Below are 18,205 nucleotides of genomic sequence, written 5' to 3'. Positions count from 1 at the left end.
TTGCTGATTTTCTGCTATGCTTTTATTACATGAAGCAGCGTAGATTAAGAATGCTGCTGCTTTTTATCTTTCTCTATATTGCCAGTAGAATGAAAAGGATACAAGAGGAAAAAGAAGCGAAAAACTGGAGAATTCCGACTCGGGGTGACAGGGGGATGTTATGGAACATTATTTACAGCTAAAAGCGGTACTTCCGGTAAAAGCGCTCAATGCAGGATACCTAGTAACAGGGGGAAATGGCCGTCATGCAGACCGGGTCATGGATTCTTTTGAAATTATCTATGTAAATTCGGGAGTTTTGGGGATTGCCGAGGAAGAAATAGCTTACAATGTGGAAGAAGGGGAAGCACTGATCCTGTTTCCGGGTAGACATCATTGGGGAACCAGGGAATTTGATGAGGACCTGACCTTTTACTGGCTTCATTTTCATCTGGAAGAGGAAGCCGTAAGAACGGGACGGGATGTGATGTCCCTGCCTCAGCTGATACGGGTGAGAAAGCCGGAGCAGTTTGAGGATTTATTTCGCCGGTTTATCAAGCGGCAGAATGTTTGCAGAGATGATAAGACCATTTTAAATCTGGTGCTTTTGGAGCTTCTTTGTGAACTGAGCGATTCCCTTTCGCCCATGGAAGTCAATGGACAGAAGGTGCTCCTGGCCAACCAGGCGGGGCAGTATATCAGAAATCATTTAGAGGAGCCGTTATCTTCCTCTATTCTGGCAGAAAAGCTGGACTGCAGCCCGGATTATCTGGGGCGGGTCTACAACGCTGTATATGGGAAGACCCTGACAGAGGGAATTCATGAGGTGAGGTTAAATAAGGCCTGCCGTATGCTGGTGGAGACCAGTCTCACCGGCAATGAGATTGCTTATCAGTGCGGTTATCAGGATGTGGACTATTTCCGCAGAATCTTTAAAAAGTATATGGGAATTACACCAAAGGAATACCGCCAGACCTACAGCCTGGTGGGAAGAAAATAAATGAAGCGGCAGGAGAGGAAACTCATCTTGCCGCTTTTCTGTATTCTGCCGGGGAGAGTCCGGTCTGCTTTTTAAATATCCGGCTGAAATACAAGGGATTCTCGTATCCGATGATGGCGCCGATCTCACCCACGGTGTAATCCGTGCTTTCTAACAGCTCTTTTGCCTTGTTGACACGAATGGAGGTTATGTATTTTCCAGGCGGCATTCCAGCGTACTGTTTAAAGCTTCGGATAAGCCAGCAGGTGCTCATATGAAGCTTTTTCGCATATTCCTCAACAGAAATGTCTCTGGTAAAGTTTTCGTGGAAATAGTGGATGGCCTGTTCCATCTCTTCTTTGACCTCTGTTTTATTATAGCCGCCTTCTTCTTTTAACCGTTTGAGGGTAAGAAAAAGCTGTCTTAAATAGAGAGAGGACAATTCTTCGGAGCAAGGCCGTGGAAGCTGGAGTTCTTTGATCATGGCTAGAAAAAGATCCTGATACTTTGCCGAGATTCCGGTATACAGGATATGATCTCCTGAAAATCCGGCGTCTTTTATGAGTGTTTGTGCATCTTCGCCTGTAAAATGAAGCCAGTATACTTCTGGTCTATCTTCCAGGTAATACGCGTACTGCTGAAGACTGCGGGGGTGATAGATGACCATATGTCCGGCAGGAACCTCCCGGGGTTCTCCGTTTATGTAAAAGGTAGCTTTTCCAGATGAAATGTACAGGATCTGATAGTCCGGTCGGCCCAGTGGCCGTATGGTGGACATGACTGGGAGGGTAAGGAGGCGATATATTCCACAGCAGTTGGTTCTTAATGGGATATTGTAATTTTCCAGTTCTTCATCGGTTAAATCCATATAGCCGGTATTTGTGTACATAGGCATGGCTCCTTGGGGCATTATTTCCTTCTTTATTCATCAAAGAATGCATCGTCGAATTGTTTCATCTCATCCGTTACTTCTATATCGGTACGCTGGTGAGCGGCATTGACCTGTAAGTGGGCGCGGTCCCTTTGGGGGATTGGTGATATCTTTGATTGTTCTTGTTCGCAGCGGTTGTATTCCATTAGAAGTATGGTATCTACGGTATGTCTACCTTTGTCATCGATGGAGCGGTATTTCATCAGGTGATCTTCTTCTGATTTTGTCATAAGAATTGGCTGATTGGTATTGGTAGCTTCACTCCAGCCCATAAGATATGCAGGGCTGCATTCAAGAATGCTTGCCATGTGAGCGATGACGGAACGCTTGATGTTTTCTACCCGCCCGTTTTCGTACTTTGCGATAGCAGATTTCTGAAGTCCAAGTTTTTCGGCTAATTCTTCTTGTGTATATTTCATGATAAGTCTACGTTCTTTTATTCGTTCTGCCATTCCCATGACTATTGTTACCTCTCTTTTAACTTGTTGTGTCTTAATTTTACTATATTATTGGAGGATATGCAAGGTTTATTGCTGAAAGTGTCTTGAAATTCATATTTATGATTGACAGGGGGAGAGATACGTGATATATTTTAAGTGTCTTAAAAAGATACATTGGTTTTGGGGTAAATTGATATGAAGTATGATGTGTGTTGAGGGTGTATGGGGATATTGTATTAATAAGCTGATGATGTGTTGATGGGCGGAGGGTATTTTGGCTGGTTGTTTATTTCATTAGATAATATAAGAATTAAAGAATTATAGAATTAAAAACCGAAGAACCAAAGAACAAAGGTGAGTAATAATTAAAGAAACTAAGAATTAAGTAGTTAAGAAATCTAATGATAAGACCTGATTTGTTAAATTGTTAAATGACTGGATTAAGAGCCAATAAAATAAGATATTAATTATTTGCAATTTTTTTTGCAATAAATGTGTCTTAAAAAGACTCTTAATAATGAGGTACATTGCATTTGGAGATGGCAAATAAGTAAGAGTGAAATAATTATTTATTTCATTTCACCAGGAACGATTTAGTTTTGTCTCATAAAAGGGAGGAGCCGACAAGATTGGGGGATCCTGTCGGCTGAGTATGAAAAAAAGTTTATTTAAATGCTGTCTCTTTACATTTACTAATATACTTGGAAATTGTGACGGGATTTTGATGAAACTGTGAAGAGTCTGTGAAAGTGATATGGATCGTTGAAAATTAATTATTGAAAATGGATAAGAAAGAAAAGTAAAAGGAGGAACCAGGAATGAGTAAGGAAGTCAGAAAAATATATACCTTATATGACAACGGCTGCAAGATGGGACAATACAGTGCATTAGAAGCATCAGCACTTTTGAAAATTCCCTGCGCGTCAATCTCGTCTTATGCGAGCTCAGGGGCAAGGGCACTAGGCAGGTACACATTTGAACCTATGGAATCGGTGGAAGAACAGGACCCACTTGCAGTGGAATGGGATAAGGTTAGAAATGAAATTTTGGCAGCAGGGAGGTGTAAGAATGGATCAGGCAATGGCAGAGCAATTGGTAAAGTCAGCGGCACTGGAAGCAGTTCAGTTATATGAGAAGTCACAGAAAAAGTGTAACAGGACAAGGGTATTTCATAATGCAAAGAAACTGATGGAGAATTATAACCGGATACATCAGGGAGTCGTGGAGGGCGTGTCTGAACTATCTTATTTGGAAGGCCGCAGTCATTTGGAGAGCTCCTCAGAAGAGGACATGTACATCAACAGCATCCTGAAAAGTAAGCTCCGCAGCATCGTTATAATTGCACATCTGGATAAATGCATGAAGCTTTTAAAAGAGGAACAGAAAAGAAAAAATGCGCCAGAAAAATTTGAAGCCTTTAAATTGTACTATCTGGACAATGTGACTCAGGAAGAAATTGCTGAAATTTTACATAGCACAGACAGAACGGTACGGAGATGGGTGTCAGAAGTAACAGAAATACTGAGCGTTTACTTGTTTGGAGCGGATGCAATTGTTCTGGATTAGGACATTTAATGCTTATCCAAATCGTGTCCTGTTTCAGACGATATAGCAGATTTATAATTATATTATTCCAGATAGGAAAATCTGGAAAAGTAATCAGAGGAGGACATGGTGTGTGGAGTACTTGTTTTTTGCATATTATGTAACTTTGATTAGAGCAAAAATTATACTATTTGTTGACAGACACTATGAGAATAACTACCAATTGTTTATATAAAAATGTAAAAGGAGAATTACTATGGGATTGCCATTAAAAGGAAATTGGAAAATGGGTTTGCAGATGCCAACCGCTCGATTCGCATTTGCATGTGAAAGTGTTGGTAAGAAAATTTACTGTGCTGGTGGTTCAATATCTACCAGTAATCATAGAAATACAACTAATGTGTTAGAAGTATATGATACAGAAACTAACTATTGGGTACCCGCTAAGCCTATGCCTGAGTCATTATATATGATTGGATCGGTAGTAGTAGGAGATAAAATTTATTGTATCGGAGGTGTTGGTCCTAGCACCTTCTCAAATCGCATATATATTTATGATACAATAACAAATAATTGGACTTTAAGCCAGTATACAATGCCTACTGGTAGAGGTGCCCTGCGTTGCAGTTACGTTGAAGGAAAAATATATTGTGCTGGAGGGATTGTAAATGATGGAAGTACATCATGGGTATTTACTAATACTTTAGAGATATTAGATTTATCAACGGGAGCCTGGACTACAGGTAACCCACTTCCCGATAAATTGGGATTTGGCTGTTTACATTACAATAATGGCCGCTTGTATTGGATAAGCGGAGGCCATACGCCCTCTACCATCAATTCAAAGAAAACATATGTTTATGATATAATTAATAATATCTGGTCTGAAGGATCAAATGTGCCATCAAATCAGATTGCTTATGCAAGTGTTATAAATGATGAAAAGATATATATTATTAGTGGTACTAACTTTGATACAATGAAAGATTTAAATTCATTTCTGTCATATGATATTAAAAATGATACATACATAAACCTGCCCAATGCACCTACTATGCGCTCATCCTGTCAGGGTACGATTATAGATAATAAATTGTATGTATTAGGTGGATTTACAAATAATGGTCTGTCCAATAACGTTGAGATTTATACTGAAGAAAATTCTGTAATTAGAGAAGAACATTGCTGTTGTGGTTCATTAAAACTTGAACTAAATATACCAATTAATAATAATGCGGAAATGCTTGAAAAACTTAAAGAATTAGTTGGTGTAGCAAAAGGGTGTGATAGTAGTGGCTGTTGCAAATAATATGTAAAGAGCTGTAACTTTAAAAATAGGTGACAAAAGTCTCATTAATGTTTAGAGTGAGAGCTTCCTTTCGCTCACACAATTGTATAAAGCAGGGGATAAATATGCAACTAAAATACAATCCGCGAGCATATGGAGCATGTGAAGAAATCTCTTTAAATATATATCTTCTATTATATTGAGTGGGCTGAATTCTTCTAAAAGTAGGTTCAGCCCTTGATTTATATATAACAGCACATGCTAGGCATGTCAAGAGCAGACGGAACTTCGGTCTGTTTTTTATCTTATGTAAACTATTGTTCCAGTAACCAGCCCTCGAATATAATGCTCAATTCACGGTAAACGTGACCCTAGTTACGGATGGGCATACGCCACCTTTTTGTGGTATTAAAAGTTGACAGATACAAAGCTTTTAATAAAGCCGTATCACTTGAAAATACACTTCTTTGCCGGTTAAGCTTAGGATATGTAGCATTTAAGCTCTCAATGGCATTTGTAGTCTAGATAACTTATGAACATCAAAGGAGAACTTAAAGAAGGGAAAAATAGCGTCCCAGTTCTTTCGCCAGTTCCTCATAGAGTTGGAATATTTTACTATTATCATGAAGATCCTATTTTAAAGAGAAACTTTCACGTACTCTCCCAAAATGAAAAAAAACGACTATTAGCTACGAATTTAATTCTACGCTAATAGTCGGTCCCTTATTATAATATTTAAACAGTTTTCATTTACAGTATCCAAACAAATACTTATTTCTCTTTTTTCTTCATCGAATCAATCAAGTCATTTGCCTTCTCTGCAATATTCTCCTTAATATCCTCACCGATATGTGCAACTTTTTCCTTTGCCTTTTCTACATTTTCTCTGGCTTCGCCAGAAAGTTTTTGTAATTTACCGTCCAGTTCCAACTGTTCAGATTCGATGGATTTCCCAACGCTTTCTTTCACACTGCCTACGGCTTTATCTATTTTGCTTTTAACTGAGTTATTCATAAAAAACGCCTCCTTTGATAAGTGTTCTATCGTCGAGTTTAAAAATATATAAACAAATATGTATAAAACAAAATGTCTTTTATATCAAGACATTTTGTTATTTATCTTTTCAAAGTCAATTAGTAAAAAATAGTTTTTTATTTGCGAACTTTGTTTACGATCCACAATAAAATCAATGAACCTATAAAGGCAACTAATAGACTCCAAAGATTAAAACCGGTAATGCCATTTCCGCCTATTAAATTCATAATAAATCCGCCAATAAGACCACCAATAACACCTACGCATATATTTGCGAATGCGCCCATCTTTTTATCATTTCCAGTAACCATGCTTGCAAGCCATCCAGCTAAAGCACCTATAATAATCCAACCTATAATTCCCATGATTCACCTCTTTTCTTTATTGTTAACTAAATATAACACATAAATATAATTGATGTCAATTAATTTAAAGAAAAAACAGATATAATCTGTGTTATGTAATTGGTTTTCATCCCACCGTGCTAGAAACTATTAATTGTATTATTCCCCTAATCTCTTGAAATAATACGTAAAATAACCAGCCACAAATATCCAAAAAATAAAAATATACAGTAAGTTAGCTCCACTTTGATGCCTGAAACTGACAATATGATTTTTAAACTCTGTTTCAGTGGAAAGAGCTTGCGTAGCAATGAGTCCTCGTAACCTATATTTTAAGCCAATAGCTTCGGTTTCATAAGGAGGCCTAAATGCTGTTGTATCATTTTTAGCATGTTTCGCCTGGTTATAGGACTTCTTAATCCATAACCATTCACAACTAGTCTTTACGTCCCATATACTATTCTATAATTAAAAAAATGAGGTGCGTAATATGAGTTGTTCTTGGGGCTGTAGAAATAATTGTAGATGCAATACAAATAATAATTGTAATAACAATTGCAACAGTAATTGCAACAATAATAATAGATGCAACAACGTCGATCCTTGTGCTGAGGAAAAAAGAAGATGCTATTGTGAAGGTTTTCGCGATGGCTGTAACAGTGCCAATAGTCAGCGGAATAATAACAACAATTGTGGCTGTTAATCAAAAGCAGGCGGGTATCCGGTTCACCGGACCCGCCTTTTTACATAGAGTAGGTTGTATTATATTGAGTTTGTATTTAGAGAGCCACAAGTTAGAACTTCAAAATATTAGTAAAACACAAATCCATGGGAAAAGCTTAGTGATTTAGGGAATGCTTTCATATAACTGTATCATTTTGTGCATATTTTGGCTAATCAATGATATGGATTTTAGTCTGGTTCATTCTATAATAGGAGATAGAAATATTAGGAGGTAGAAACCATGATCGTCCCCAAACACTATGAAAATCTGCATCTGCTCCATGAAAACACCATGCCAAACAGAGCTTATTATATCCCGGTTTCCATGGCACGCTTTGATCTTGTTGAGCAGAGAGAAAATTCCGACCGCTTCCAGCTTTTAAACGATACCTGGAAATTCAAATATTTTGACAGTATTTATGATGTAAAAGAAGAGTTTTTCCTTGAAGATTATAATACCGAAAGCTTTGGAGATATCCCGGTTCCAGGCTGCTTTCAAAATTATGGCTATGATAAGCACCAGTATACCAACACCAGGTACCCTTTTCCAATGGACCCACCCTATGTGCCAGCAGAAAATCCCTGCGGTGCTTACGTTCATCACTTTATATATGAAAGAGATGCCAATGCGCCAAAAGCATTTTTAAATTTTGAAGGCGTGGATTCCTGCTTCTATGTCTGGTTAAATGGCAGCTATGTAGGATACAGCCAGGTTTCCCATGGAACCAGTGAATTTGATGTAACAGGGCTGATCCGAGAGGGCGATAATACCCTTTCCGTACTCGTTTTAAAATGGTGTGATGGAAGCTACCTGGAAGATCAGGATAAATTCCGTATGACTGGAATTTTCCGTGATGTATACTTATTAAAGCGCCCGGAAGAAGGAATCTTTGATTACTTCTTAAAGACAGCCTGTAAAGATGGCAAGGCTCACATCACAGGAGAGGTGACCTTTACCGGAAATGAGGTTCCAGTAAAAGTCACAGTTCTTGATAAAAGTGGAAATGTAACATCTGGTATGGAAGGGTATTTAAATGACGGAAAAATGGATCTTACCATTGAAGAACCTGTTCTTTGGAATGCCGAGAACCCTTATTTATATACCATTATTCTGGAGACCCAGAATGAAGTCATTGTAGACCGGTTGGGAATCAGAGAAATTTCTATTCAAAATGGAGTTATCTATTTTAATGGCCAGAAGATTAAATTCCACGGAGTGAACCGCCACGACAGCGACCCGGTTACCGGCTTTGCCATCAGCCTTTCCCAGATGAAAAAAGATATGAAGGTAATGAAAGAGCATAATGTCAATGCCATCCGTACCAGCCATTATCCCAATGCCCCACAGTTTTATCAGCTTTGTGATGAATACGGCTTTTACGTCATTGATGAGGCGGATAATGAAAGCCACGGAACGGCCTATGTATACATGAAAAACCGCGCCACAGAAGTTTGGAGAGACCGCTGGAATCGTGCCATCTCAGACAATCCGGACTTTACAGAAGCAACGGTAGACCGTGCCCAGCTTTTGGTAGAGCGGGATAAGAACCGTACCTCTGTAGTCATCTGGTCCATGGGAAATGAATGCGCTTATGGCTGCACCTTTGAGGCTGCTCTTAAATGGACGAAGGAATTCGACCCCACAAGACTGACCCACTATGAAGGCGCTCGTTACCGGGTTCTGAGTAAAGAATACGATTTCTCCAACCTTGATTTATACAGCCGTATGTATCCTAGCCTGGAGGAGATTCACGAATATGTAGAACGAAAGTCTGGTAAGCCATTTATTCTCTGTGAATACAGCCACGCCATGGGCAATGGTCCTGGGGATCTGGAAGATTATTTTCAGGTATTTGAACAGCATGATGAGGTGTGCGGCGGATTCGTATGGGAGTGGTGTGATCATGCTATTTACCAGGGAAGAAATACCGATGGAAAGCCTATGTATCTCTACGGCGGTGATCATGGAGAATACCCTCATGACGGTAACTTCTGTATGGATGGACTGGTGTATCCAGACCGCAGGCCACATACAGGGCTTAAGGAATTTAAGAACGTATACCGCCCATTAAGAATGGTATCTTTTGACCAGAAGTCAAAGGAATTAGTGCTTCATAACTATATGGATTTCTTAAGTCTTAAGGATTATGTCCGCCTTTCTTATGAGGTGACCTGTGACGGAATTGTCATTGATACAGGAGTACTTTCTGACGAGACAGTGGAAGATATCCGCCCTCATGAAGACGGTAAGGTGGTGTTACCAGTTGACGTACCTGAAGCTGGCAAATGTTATTTGAAGATAAACTATCTCCTAAGAAATGAAACTGCATTCTTACAATCCGGAAGTATTTTAGGCTTTGATGAGATTCTTCTGGAAAATGAAGACGGAAGAAACAGGACGGCAGCAGGACTCTTGCGCAATTTATCAGAAGATGCAGATTCAAAAGATGATATTAAATTGGAAGAAGATGATCGTTATCTGACTGTATCGGGAATGAATTTTTCCTATACCTACAATAAATTTACCGGTTGCTTGAAAGATATGTTCTTTGAAAATGGAAGTCTTTTAGACCGCCCCATGGAAATAAATATCTGGAGAACACCAACGGATAATGACAGCGACATTAAAAAAGCCTGGATGGAAGCACATTATCATAAGGCCATATCAAGAGCTTATGAAACAGACGTAGAGGTCAAGAATGACAGGGTAGAAATTAAAACAGTGATGTCAATCACTGCGGCACCGGTGCAGAGAATGATGAATATCAATGCCCTGTGGACGATCAGGCAAACAGGAGCCGTTGATGTGAAACTGGAGGTTAAAAAAGATGGGGAGTTCCCTGAGCTTCCAAGATTCGGTCTTCGCCTTTTCCTTCCAAAAGAAATGAATCAGGTAACCTATTATGGAATGGGTCCATTTGAAAATTATGCGGATAAGAAAAGAGCCAGCTATCACGGGCTGTTCCACAGTCATGTGACGGAGATGCATGAAGATTATCTTCGTCCCCAGGAGAATGGAAGCAGAGGAGACTGTGATTATGTGACGGTATCCGGTGGCAGGAGCCATTTGTCAGCTGTATCCTTACAGTCATTTTCCTTTAACACCTCCATTTATACTCAGGAGGAGCTGACGAATAAAGCTCATAACTTTGAACTGGTTCCGTCAGGCAGCACAGTTCTATGTCTGGATTATCGTCAAAACGGCATTGGCTCTGAAAGCTGCGGACCGGAATTAAGAAAAGAGTATATATTTGAGGAAGAAGAATTTACATTTGAAATAAGACTGGTTCCAGAAAAGAATGAAACCGTAAAATAAGTAGAAATAAAAAATATAGCAATGAGTGCTGATGAGTCAGTTTCATTGCTATATTTTTATATTTGAGTATGATATGATGTTCGTATACTTCTAAAATCTGAAAAGGTGATACGATGAAAATACGTAATGAATATACCTGTCCATTGGAATTGACCCATGATATTATAAGGGGAAAATGGAAGCCGATTATTTTATGGACGATTGGGAAAGAGCCTAAGTCCTTAGCACGTCTCCAACGAGAGATTAATGGAATCACTCAGAAAATGCTTTTAGAACAGATCAGTGAACTGCTTCCCTTTGGATTAATTACAAAAGAGACTTTTGAAGGTTATCCATTAAAAGTTCAATATTCTCTCACTGACCGGGGAAGGAAGCTGCTTGAGGCGATTACAATTATGCAGGCGATTGGGTCAGAACTTTTGACGGAAGAAGGCATGGGCAATATTACATAGAATGAGGTTTACAGCGCTTTCGATACCCACGAAAAAGTGGGTAATTTACAAATTTCTATTCCAGTTTTATCATTGATGATAGAAGGAGGACAGGAATATGAGAGATGTTGAAAAAACCATTGGAAATTTAATTGAAAAGCGGAACGTTTCATTTATCAGTTCTATAGATGAACAAGGATTTCCTAACACGAAAGCAATGCTTCCACCCAGAAAGCGGGAAGGGATTAAAACATTTTATTTCACCACCAATACCTCGTCCATGCGGGTCTCCCAATACAGAGAATGCCCTAATGCCTGCATATACTTCTGCGATACCAGGTTTTATCGTGGGGTGATGCTAAGAGGCACAGTGGAGGTGTTAGAGGATGAAGAAAGCAAGAAGATGATCTGGAAAGAAGGGGATACCATGTATTATCCTCAGGGCGTAACAGACCCGGATTATTGCGTGCTAAAATTTACTGCTAAAGACGGCAGATATTATAGCAACTTTCATTCAGAGTCTTTTGAAGTGTAATGACAGTAAATATAAACAGCAAGGAATCTCAATAAACCAGATTTCTTGCTGTTTTTAATTTTATAATATGATGATGAAGCAAATATCCATTACCGATGTCTCAGACTAGGCAGCTTGATAAAGGTAAAAAGGTATTTAAAATACCATCTTTTTAGTTCCATAGACGAAGATGGGTATCTCCGCTTAAAGGGTTTGAAGTGTACAAGAAAGAAATAGTCACGAACAAATAACAGGATACCTACTTAAGTCTCCTTAAACCCATGCCATATGGGACCGTTGCCATTACCAAGCTCCAACCCGGCCATTAAAGCTCCGGTTAAATATTCTTTGGCAGATAATATACTTTCTTCCAGACTTTTTTTCACGGCAAGACCGCAGGCAATGGCAGAAGATAAGGTGCATCCGGTTCCATGGGTGTTTGAAGTTTCTACCCGTTTTCCGTGAAACCAGGTAATGATTCCATTCTGACATAGCACATCATTAGCTTCCATAAAGCTGTGTCCACCTTTTAATAGAAAGGCAGTTTTATATTTTTCACATAACTCCATTGCAGCCTCTTCCATGTCGTTCTGAGAGATGAGGGGCCTTTTTGTGGATAAGAGTACCTGCGCTTCCGGAATATTGGGGGTAACTAAAGTGGCAAGGGGAAAGAGCTTCTCCGTTAGGTCCTTCAAGCCATTCTGTTCAAACAGAGTTCCGCCGCTGGTAGATACCATAACGGGATCTAAGACAACTGGAATCAAAGGAAACTTAGATAGCTTTTCGGCAATCACTTTAATAGAAGCAGAGGAACCGGCCATACCGATTTTGATTGCCTGAGGAGTTATGTCAGACAGAACTGCTTCCAACTGATCGGTGAGCATGGAAATACTCACGTCTTCCACCTGATAGACTCTGGTTGTATTCTGTGCGGTCAGTGCTGTGATAACACTGGAACCGTAAAGTCCCAGGGCAGCAATGGTTTTTAAATCAGCCTGGATTCCAGCCCCTCCGCTGGGATCAGAACCGGCGATGGTTAAGACTGAGGGAAGGGTAAAGCTCATAATGCCACCACCTTTCGGGCTTCTTCCTTTAAGGAACGGACTGCATCTGGAATATTTGTTTGACCAAAGATGCCAGAGACCACAGAGATTCCGGAGATTCCAGTTCCCTGTAACTCGGTTACATTTTTAAGGGTAATACCGCCAATGGCAGTAACCGGAAGTGGAGTGGCTGAGCAGATGTCGGATAGCTGTTCCCTTGTCATAGGAAGGGCATCTGCTTTTGTAGGACTTGGAAATACAGCTCCTGCCCCGATATAGTCCGCTCCGTCTTCATAAGCCTTTCTGGCCTGCTCTGGTGTTTTGGCAGTCACTCCCAGAATTTTATCAGGACCGATTCGCTTTCGGACTTCACTGGCAGACATATCGTCCTGCCCTACATGTACTCCGTCGGCCCCGCATGCAAGGGCAATATCCACATCATCGTTTATAAGCAAGGGAATGCCATAACGCCTGGTCAGGGCTCGAACTTCTTTTGCTTCCTTTAGAAACTCTTCTTTGTCCATATCCTTTTCCCGTAGCTGGAGCAGAGTGATACCGGAATTTAACGCCTCCTCAACTTGTTCCAACAAAGTTTTCTCCCCCCGATAGGCCTGATCTGTAACGCCATATAAAAGAAGCATATCTTTATGGAAGTTCAATTCTAAGTCCTCCTTTTTGAAGGGAGTGAGAGGAGAGATTGATTTCATCCATAAAATAGCGGTGAAAGCTTCCGCTTCCGCCTCCACACTCCTTTGTTTTTTGATTCGCGTTTTCTCCGCATAACCCATAGATTGCTGTGGCGACAGTCATCGCCTCAAAAAGTTTAGCCGATGAAGCAGCATAAGCAGCAAGAAAGCCGTCCAGCATACAGCCGCTTCCAGTGATTCCGGACATTTCCGGACAGCCATTTTTCACCAGCCGGATCTGATCGTGATATGCCACAATATCCGTCGCTCCGGTCATGACGACCACTGCTGATGTTATATGGCTTAAGAGATTGGCTGCTTCTATAAAGGAAGATACATTATCCTCTGTGATCTGATCTTCCCCTGAGGCATCCACACCCCTGGGAAGGTGAGAGGTATGATTTGCGGATTCGTTCACAAGCTGCCTCGTTACGTTTGATAAAAGGGTTCTGATTTCAGAGGCATTTCCACGGACTACGGTTGGTACCACCTTCTTTACCAGCTCCTGAATCAGTTCTGTTCGAAAGGGAGTGCTTCCAATGCCAACCGGGTCAAGAATCACGGGAATGCCCAAACGATTTGCTTCCATTCCAGCCGCTATCATGACGTCCAGGGTAGATTCTCTTGGGGTACCGATGTTTAAAAGAAGGCAATCGGAGAGCCTTGTCATTTCCTTAACCTCTGCCGGGTGGTCTGCCATAATGGGAGAGCCGCCGCAGGCGAGAACAACATTGGCTACGTCCTTGGCTGTGACATAGTTGGTAATGCAATGGATCAAAGGATGTTTTTCCCTGACCGTCTGAGGCAGGGCAGTATAGTCTTCCAGATTCATTTCCATTTTAAGTATCCTCTTCCTTTCTATTCCTTGATCAGCCGGTTAAGATAAGAAACCAAACCGAGACGGCGGAAAATTTCAAATAAGGCAGCAGCCATCAGTGTTCCACAGACCGTGCTCAATAAAAATGGTACGACAAAAAAGAAAACAGCTAAATCCTTACCCATAAAAAAGACAGCCAGGGGATAGGAAACCAGTGCGCCAATGATGCCCGTTCCTCCGATTTCTCCAAGACAGGAAAAGAGAAGCTTGCCTGTTTTTTGAAATAGGAGAGCGGAAAGAAAAGCACCTATCATACTGCCTGGGAATGCAAGCAGGCTTCCAGTACCAATTAAATTGCGAATCAGGGAAGTGCAAAACGCGGTCAAAACTCCATAAAATGGGCCAAGAAATATTCCGGCCATAACATTGACAAGATGCTGAATGGGAAAGCATCTGGAGGCGCCGATGGGGATAGAAAAGCCGGAGAGCGCCACGGTAACAGCAGCCAGCATACCACTAAGTGCCAGTTTTTTTATTCTGGACCTCTGGTTTATGTAAGAGCCTTTATGTATCATTGCTTCTGTATTTTGATTCATGATAATTCCTCCATTTCCGATTGTTTAGAAAAAACCATCACTCATCAAAGATCGTGATTTTCTCGCCTTCCAGAATCCGGTTCATGTTTTTCATGGCGCAGAAATTTCCGCACATGGAGCAGGTATCCTCTTTTTCGGGTTTTGAAGTTTCCCGGTAGCGTCTTGCTTTTTCCGGGTCAATGGCCAGTTGGAACATGGTTTCCCAGTCAAGACGCTTTCTGGCATCGCTCATCTGATGGTCCCATTCCTTTGCTCCCTTTATTCCCTTCGCGATGTCAGCCGCATGGGCAGCGATCCGGGCAGAGATAATTCCTTCCTTCACATCATCCCCGTCAGGCAGTCTTAAGTGCTCCGCTGGGGTGACATAACATAAAAAGGCAGCCCCGGCAGCAGCGGCTATGGCTCCTCCGATGGCAGAAGTAATGTGGTCATATCCAGGGGCAATATCAGTGACCAGGGGACCAAGAACATAGAAGGGGGCTCCCTTACAGATCGTCTCCTGAATCTTCATATTGGCAGCGATCTGATCCAGAGGCATATGTCCTGGACCTTCAATAATGACCTGTACATTTTTCTCCCAGGCTCTCCGGGTCAGCTCTCCCAGGGTAACAAGCTCCTCGATCTGAGAAATATCCGATGCGTCTTCAATACAGCCCGGACGGCAGGCATCTCCAAGGCTTAAGGTGACATCGTGCTCCTGACAGATTTCTAAAATCCGGTCATAATGCTCATAAAATGGATTTTCTTCCCCGGTCATTTCCATCCAGGCAAAGATAATGGAGCCGCCTCTGGAAACGATGTTGGTCAGCCGCTTGGCTTCTTTAAACCGGCGGGCGGTCTGTTTGTTGATGCCGACGTGAATGGTCATAAAATCCACTCCGTCCTTTGCATGCATTTCTACAATATCAATCCACTCCTGGGCAGTAATCTCTCCAAGGGCCTTGTGGTAATAAACAACCGCGTCATAGATGGGAACGGTACCGATGATGGCGGGACATTCCTCGGTCAGTTTTCTGCGGAATTTTCTGGTGTCCCCGAAAGAGCTTAAATCCATAATGGATTCTGCTCCCATGGAAACGGCATCCTGAACCTTTTTAAGCTCCAGGTTCAAATCATTTAAATCCCTGGAAGTGCCAAGGTTTACGTTGATCTTTGTCTTTAACATGGACCCAATTCCATTGGGGTTTAGGCAGGTGTGATGCTTATTCGCCGGTATGGCTACCTTGCCTTCTGCCACCAGGGGAAGAAGCTTTTCTGGGTCCCACTGCTCTTTTTCTGCGACCGCCATTAATTCCTTTGTCCGAATGCCTTTTCTGGCAGCATCCATCTGTGTGGTGTAATTCATTTGTAATCCTCCTTTTATTTTGCCGGAGGGACTGACGAGAACTTGTGCAAATAAAAAGAGCCCATACCAACAGGCACAGGCTCAGAGAATAGATTCGTCTCGTATAAATCCCTACGTTGGCATTACCCAAATCAGGTTATAAAGGTCGAAGTTTGATTACTTCCTCTCAGCCCGCTTACGAGCTCCCTCTTGTGGCATTAGTGTAACACCGGGTCAAATCATTGTCAAGATGAAAAAGGGGGATTATGATATGGCAGCTTTCATTTCTCTCACATAGGAGCAGATTGGCTCGATGCAGTCAGCACCGTATCTGGCAGCCAGTTTAACAATGGCACTGCCGACGATCACACCATCTGCATACTGGCTCATTTCCGCTGCCTGCTCCGGGGTGGATATCCCAAATCCAATGGCGCAGGGAATGTTCTTTGTCTCCTTTACCAGAGAAATCATATCTCCCAGGTTCGTGGTAATTTCCTTTCTTACTCCGGTCACGCCCATAGAAGAAACGCAGTAAACAAAGCCTTCTGCCTCAGCCGCGATAGTCCTTATTCTCTCGTTGGAGGTAGGGGCAATCAGGGAAATGAGATCAATGCCGTACTGATTGCAGTAAGGCTTTAATTCCTCCTTTTCCTCAAATGGCATATCAGGAACAATAAGGGCATCAATGCCGCATTCTGCCGCATTTTTTATGAACCGTTCACTGCCGTAAACGAAGATGGGGTTTAAGTAAGTCATGAAAGCCAGTGGAACGCTGGTCTTCATGCGAATTCTTTTCACGGACTCAAAAATCTTATCCGTCGTGGTGCCGGCCAAAAGAGCGCGGGCATCCGCTTCCTGAATCACGATGCCTTCCGCCACCGGATCGGAAAATGGTATCCCGATCTCAATTAAATCAGCACCAGCCTCTGCCATGGCAGGAATCAGCTCTTCTGTGACAGAGAGATGGGGATCACCTGCTGTAATAAATGGGATAAATGCTTTTCCTTTTGAAAAAACGTCTGCAACTCTACTCATAAATTTGTACCCCCTTATAACGGGCTATGGCAGCGACATCCTTATCACCACGCCCGGATAGATTAATGACAATGATCTGGTCTTTTCCCATGGCAGGCGCAATTTTTCTGGCATGAGCAATGGCATGGGAGCTTTCGATGGCAGGAATAATTCCTTCCATCCGGGATAAATATTCAAATGCCTCTACCGCCTCATTGTCGGTAACTGGAACATATTGTGCACGTCCGGAATCATGGAGATTTGCGTGCTCCGGCCCGATTCCAGGATAATCAAGACCTGCGGAAATGGAGTAAACAGGGGCAATCTGTCCGTATTCATCCTGGCAGAAGTAGGATTTCATGCCGTGAAAGATACCAAGAGTCCCTTTTGAAATGGTAGCCGCATGTTGATCGGTATCAATGCCGTGTCCAGCGGCTTCACAGCCAATCATCTTTACAGAAGGTTCTTCCAGGAATTCATAAAAAAGTCCCATGGCATTGCTGCCGCCGCCCACACAGGCGATTAAAAGATCTGGCAGCTTGCCTTCTGCTTTTAAGATCTGAGAGCGAACTTCCTTGCCAATAATGCTTTGAAAGTCCCTGACAATGGTAGGGAAAGGGTGAGGGCCCATAACAGAACCTAGGACATAGTGAGTATCCTCCACCCGGTTGGTCCATTCCCTCATAGTTTCGTTGACCGCATCTTTTAAGGTCCTCGTTCCGCTGGTTACGGGGTGGACTTTAGCCCCTAAAAGCTCCATTCGAAATACATTCAAAGCCTGGCGTTCTGTGTCCTCTTCTCCCATATATATCTCACATTCCATTCCCATGAGGGCCGCAGCGGTAGCAGTCGCCACTCCGTGCTGTCCGGCGCCGGTTTCTGCAATGACACGGGTCTTGCCCATTTTTTTAGCAAGAAGAACCTGCCCTAAGGCATTGTTGATTTTGTGGGAACCAGTATGATTTAGGTCTTCCCGTTTTAAATAGATTTTTGCTCCACCTAAGTCCTTTGTCATCTTCTCGGCGTAATAGAGCAGAGAGGGACGACCGGTATAGGTTTCGTGAAGGGTCTGCAGCTCTTTTTGAAATTCTTCGTCATGACTGTATTTTTCATAAGCTGCTAAAAGTTCTTCCACTGCGTTCATCAGCGTTTCCGGCACAAATTGTCCGCCGTGCTGTCCAAATCTTCCTTTTGACATTT

At 42.0% G+C, this 18,205-nt stretch carries 18 protein-coding genes, 1 pseudogene and 1 riboswitch; of the genes and pseudogenes, 7 read left to right on the top strand and 12 right to left on the bottom strand.

Going from position 1 to position 18,205, the window contains the following annotated elements; genetic code table 11:
* Nucleotides 1–160: 160 nt before the first annotated feature.
* Nucleotides 161–979, top strand: a complete 819-nt coding sequence (locus T546_RS0118315) for a helix-turn-helix domain-containing protein (protein ID WP_026892874.1) — start codon at nucleotides 161–163, stop codon at nucleotides 977–979.
* A 22-nt stretch (nucleotides 980–1,001) separates the two neighbouring features.
* Here T546_RS0118315 and T546_RS0118310 read toward each other — a convergent pair whose 3' ends face one another.
* A complete protein-coding gene (locus T546_RS0118310; RefSeq protein ID WP_026892873.1) occupies nucleotides 1,002–1,847 on the bottom strand; it encodes an AraC family transcriptional regulator in 846 nt (281 codons plus the stop codon).
* Between the two features lie 32 nt (nucleotides 1,848–1,879).
* Entirely contained in the window at nucleotides 1,880–2,308 is a 429-nt protein-coding gene (locus tag T546_RS24765) for a helix-turn-helix domain-containing protein (protein ID WP_242842258.1), read from the bottom strand.
* A gap of 839 nt (nucleotides 2,309–3,147) precedes the next feature.
* Here T546_RS24765 and T546_RS25380 point away from each other — a divergent pair.
* The 3 genes from T546_RS25380 (at nucleotide 3,148) to T546_RS0118295 (ending at nucleotide 5,183) form a co-directional block, all read left to right on the top strand.
* On the top strand, nucleotides 3,148–3,462 hold the full coding sequence (locus T546_RS25380; protein WP_156951367.1) for a hypothetical protein: 315 nt from the start codon (nucleotides 3,148–3,150) through the stop codon (nucleotides 3,460–3,462).
* Nucleotides 3,398–3,895 carry a sigma factor-like helix-turn-helix DNA-binding protein gene (locus T546_RS0118300; RefSeq protein WP_156951366.1) on the top strand — a complete coding sequence of 166 codons (498 nt, stop codon included), beginning with the start codon at nucleotides 3,398–3,400 and terminating at the stop codon, nucleotides 3,893–3,895. Before T546_RS25380 ends, T546_RS0118300 begins: the two co-directional genes overlap by 65 nt.
* 235 nt (nucleotides 3,896–4,130) lie before the next feature.
* Nucleotides 4,131–5,183, top strand: a complete 1,053-nt coding sequence (locus T546_RS0118295; RefSeq protein WP_026892871.1) for a Kelch repeat-containing protein — start codon at nucleotides 4,131–4,133, stop codon at nucleotides 5,181–5,183.
* 350 nt (nucleotides 5,184–5,533) lie between these two features.
* On the opposite strand, the pseudogene T546_RS26385 reads toward T546_RS0118295, so the two are convergent.
* From T546_RS26385 to T546_RS0118285, 3 genes and pseudogenes are all read right to left on the bottom strand, one after another.
* Nucleotides 5,534–5,775 (bottom strand): annotated as a pseudogene (locus T546_RS26385) (transposase); the annotation flags it as partial.
* Between the two features lie 158 nt (nucleotides 5,776–5,933).
* Nucleotides 5,934–6,176: a CsbD family protein gene (locus T546_RS0118290; protein ID WP_026892870.1), complete on the bottom strand. Its 243-nt coding sequence runs from the start codon at nucleotides 6,174–6,176 to the stop codon at nucleotides 5,934–5,936.
* A 137-nt stretch (nucleotides 6,177–6,313) separates the two neighbouring features.
* Nucleotides 6,314–6,562, bottom strand: coding sequence for a GlsB/YeaQ/YmgE family stress response membrane protein (locus T546_RS0118285; protein WP_026892869.1), 249 nt, complete (start codon nucleotides 6,560–6,562; stop codon nucleotides 6,314–6,316).
* Nucleotides 6,563–7,505: 943 nt separating this feature from the next.
* Here T546_RS0118285 and T546_RS0118275 point away from each other — a divergent pair.
* From T546_RS0118275 to T546_RS0118265, 3 genes are all read left to right on the top strand, one after another.
* Nucleotides 7,506–10,580: a glycoside hydrolase family 2 TIM barrel-domain containing protein gene (locus T546_RS0118275; protein WP_026892867.1), complete on the top strand. Its 3,075-nt coding sequence runs from the start codon at nucleotides 7,506–7,508 to the stop codon at nucleotides 10,578–10,580.
* Nucleotides 10,581–10,693: 113 nt separating this feature from the next.
* Nucleotides 10,694–11,032 carry a winged helix-turn-helix transcriptional regulator gene (locus T546_RS0118270; protein WP_026892866.1) on the top strand — a complete coding sequence of 113 codons (339 nt, stop codon included), beginning with the start codon at nucleotides 10,694–10,696 and terminating at the stop codon, nucleotides 11,030–11,032.
* A 97-nt stretch (nucleotides 11,033–11,129) separates the two neighbouring features.
* A complete protein-coding gene (locus T546_RS0118265) occupies nucleotides 11,130–11,546 on the top strand; it encodes a pyridoxamine 5'-phosphate oxidase family protein (protein ID WP_026892865.1) in 417 nt (138 codons plus the stop codon).
* 242 nt (nucleotides 11,547–11,788) lie between these two features.
* Here T546_RS0118265 and thiD read toward each other — a convergent pair whose 3' ends face one another.
* From thiD to trpB, 7 genes are all read right to left on the bottom strand, one after another.
* The gene (gene thiD, locus T546_RS0118260) at nucleotides 11,789–12,589 is read right to left on the bottom strand and encodes a bifunctional hydroxymethylpyrimidine kinase/phosphomethylpyrimidine kinase (protein WP_026892864.1); all 801 of its coding nucleotides are present in this window, start codon (nucleotides 12,587–12,589) and stop codon (nucleotides 11,789–11,791) included.
* The gene (thiE, locus tag T546_RS0118255) at nucleotides 12,586–13,227 is read right to left on the bottom strand and encodes a thiamine phosphate synthase (protein WP_026892863.1); all 642 of its coding nucleotides are present in this window, start codon (nucleotides 13,225–13,227) and stop codon (nucleotides 12,586–12,588) included. The genes thiD and thiE overlap by 4 nt, the downstream gene beginning before the upstream one ends.
* Nucleotides 13,214–14,092 carry a hydroxyethylthiazole kinase gene (gene thiM / locus T546_RS0118250; RefSeq protein ID WP_051629958.1) on the bottom strand — a complete coding sequence of 293 codons (879 nt, stop codon included), beginning with the start codon at nucleotides 14,090–14,092 and terminating at the stop codon, nucleotides 13,214–13,216. Before thiM ends, thiE begins: the two co-directional genes overlap by 14 nt.
* 20 nt (nucleotides 14,093–14,112) lie before the next feature.
* Complete coding sequence (gene thiW, locus T546_RS0118245) at nucleotides 14,113–14,646, bottom strand: energy coupling factor transporter S component ThiW (protein ID WP_051629966.1); 534 nt, start codon at nucleotides 14,644–14,646, stop codon at nucleotides 14,113–14,115.
* 58 nt (nucleotides 14,647–14,704) lie between these two features.
* Nucleotides 14,705–16,012: a phosphomethylpyrimidine synthase ThiC gene (gene thiC / locus T546_RS0118240; protein ID WP_026892860.1), complete on the bottom strand. Its 1,308-nt coding sequence runs from the start codon at nucleotides 16,010–16,012 to the stop codon at nucleotides 14,705–14,707.
* A 90-nt stretch (nucleotides 16,013–16,102) separates the two neighbouring features.
* Nucleotides 16,103–16,211, bottom strand: a riboswitch (TPP riboswitch).
* 44 nt (nucleotides 16,212–16,255) lie between these two features.
* Nucleotides 16,256–17,026 (bottom strand): tryptophan synthase subunit alpha, encoded by a 771-nt coding sequence (gene trpA / locus T546_RS0118235; RefSeq protein WP_026892859.1) that lies wholly within the window; start codon nucleotides 17,024–17,026, stop codon nucleotides 16,256–16,258.
* Nucleotides 17,019–18,203: a tryptophan synthase subunit beta gene (gene trpB, locus T546_RS0118230; protein ID WP_026892858.1), complete on the bottom strand. Its 1,185-nt coding sequence runs from the start codon at nucleotides 18,201–18,203 to the stop codon at nucleotides 17,019–17,021. The genes trpA and trpB overlap by 8 nt, the downstream gene beginning before the upstream one ends.
* Nucleotides 18,204–18,205 lie beyond the last annotated feature (2 nt).

Source organism: [Clostridium] aerotolerans DSM 5434, from assembly GCF_000687555.1.
In the GTDB taxonomy this organism is placed as follows: Bacteria; Bacillota; Clostridia; order Lachnospirales; family Lachnospiraceae; genus Lacrimispora; species Lacrimispora aerotolerans.
Note: the sequence above shows the minus strand (reverse complement) of the source record. Positions and strands in the feature narration are given on the sequence as shown.

What these genes read in the sequence shown, in the direction of transcription:
- T546_RS0118315 (WP_026892874.1), top strand. Translation starts at nt 161, where the DNA reads ATGGAACATTATTTACAGCTAAAAGCGGTACTTCCGGTAAAAGCGCTC.
- T546_RS0118310 (WP_026892873.1), bottom strand. Translation starts at nt 1,847, where the DNA reads ATGTACACAAATACCGGCTATATGGATTTAACCGATGAAGAACTGGAA.
- T546_RS24765 (WP_242842258.1), bottom strand. Translation starts at nt 2,308, where the DNA reads ATGAAATATACACAAGAAGAATTAGCCGAAAAACTTGGACTTCAGAAA.
- T546_RS25380 (WP_156951367.1), top strand. Translation starts at nt 3,148, where the DNA reads ATGAGTAAGGAAGTCAGAAAAATATATACCTTATATGACAACGGCTGC.
- T546_RS0118300 (WP_156951366.1), top strand. Translation starts at nt 3,398, where the DNA reads ATGGATCAGGCAATGGCAGAGCAATTGGTAAAGTCAGCGGCACTGGAA.
- T546_RS0118295 (WP_026892871.1), top strand. Translation starts at nt 4,131, where the DNA reads ATGGGATTGCCATTAAAAGGAAATTGGAAAATGGGTTTGCAGATGCCA.
- T546_RS0118290 (WP_026892870.1), bottom strand. Translation starts at nt 6,176, where the DNA reads ATGAATAACTCAGTTAAAAGCAAAATAGATAAAGCCGTAGGCAGTGTG.
- T546_RS0118285 (WP_026892869.1), bottom strand. Translation starts at nt 6,562, where the DNA reads ATGGGAATTATAGGTTGGATTATTATAGGTGCTTTAGCTGGATGGCTT.
- T546_RS0118275 (WP_026892867.1), top strand. Translation starts at nt 7,506, where the DNA reads ATGATCGTCCCCAAACACTATGAAAATCTGCATCTGCTCCATGAAAAC.
- T546_RS0118270 (WP_026892866.1), top strand. Translation starts at nt 10,694, where the DNA reads ATGAAAATACGTAATGAATATACCTGTCCATTGGAATTGACCCATGAT.
- T546_RS0118265 (WP_026892865.1), top strand. Translation starts at nt 11,130, where the DNA reads ATGAGAGATGTTGAAAAAACCATTGGAAATTTAATTGAAAAGCGGAAC.
- thiD (WP_026892864.1), bottom strand. Translation starts at nt 12,589, where the DNA reads ATGAGCTTTACCCTTCCCTCAGTCTTAACCATCGCCGGTTCTGATCCC.
- thiM (WP_051629958.1), bottom strand. Translation starts at nt 14,092, where the DNA reads ATGGAAATGAATCTGGAAGACTATACTGCCCTGCCTCAGACGGTCAGG.
- thiW (WP_051629966.1), bottom strand. Translation starts at nt 14,646, where the DNA reads ATGATACATAAAGGCTCTTACATAAACCAGAGGTCCAGAATAAAAAAA.
- thiC (WP_026892860.1), bottom strand. Translation starts at nt 16,012, where the DNA reads ATGAATTACACCACACAGATGGATGCTGCCAGAAAAGGCATTCGGACA.
- trpA (WP_026892859.1), bottom strand. Translation starts at nt 17,026, where the DNA reads ATGAGTAGAGTTGCAGACGTTTTTTCAAAAGGAAAAGCATTTATCCCA.
- trpB (WP_026892858.1), bottom strand. Translation starts at nt 18,203, where the DNA reads ATGTCAAAAGGAAGATTTGGACAGCACGGCGGACAATTTGTGCCGGAA.